The sequence below is a fragment of the Psychrobacter sp. GW64-MNA-CIBAN-0177 genome (assembly GCF_040309585.1).
Lineage (GTDB): Bacteria > Pseudomonadota > Gammaproteobacteria > Pseudomonadales > Moraxellaceae > Psychrobacter > Psychrobacter okhotskensis.
In genome coordinates, this window is sequence record NZ_JBEOOY010000063.1 from 1 (window position 1) to 544 (window position 544).

The following is a 544-nucleotide window of genomic DNA, read 5'->3' on the forward strand; positions in this document are numbered from 1 at the left end:
CGGTAAGGGTAAGATTACCACCAACAGCCGTGACGATCAAAAGCGCGCTGACGACTTGGTCAATCGCAACTTTAATGCCCACCGCCCTAACCAGCTATGGGTGGCGGACTTTACCTATATCAAGACAACAAGCGGCTGGGTCTATACCGCTTTTATTATTGATGTGTTTGCCCGCGCTATTGTGGGCTGGAAAGTCTCTAATCGCATGAACACGGATATGGTGATGGCGGCGTTAAATCAAGCGATAGCAGACAGGAATAACCCTAAAAACGTCATTCATCATAGCGATCGAGGGGTTCAGTACTTATCCATCCGCTATACTGATAAAATGGCTGACAGCGGTGTTATTGCCTCTGTGGGCACGACTGGTGACTCATACGACAATGCATTGGCTGAAACGGTCAACGGGCTTTATAAGTCTGAGGTGATTGAATATCTAAAAGAACAATGGCATGGCGTGAATGATGTTGAATTAGCAACCCTTGAATGGGTAGACTGGTTTAACAAAACACGACTGCATAGTACGATTGGTTATGTGTCACCC

At 46.5% G+C, this 544-nt stretch carries 1 protein-coding gene; it reads left to right on the plus strand.

All coding sequences use genetic code 11. The features are described 5' to 3' along the window. Positions 1-544, plus strand: a 544-nt coding sequence (locus AAEY79_RS14180) for an IS3 family transposase (protein WP_352288864.1), incomplete at both ends; no start/stop codon positions are given.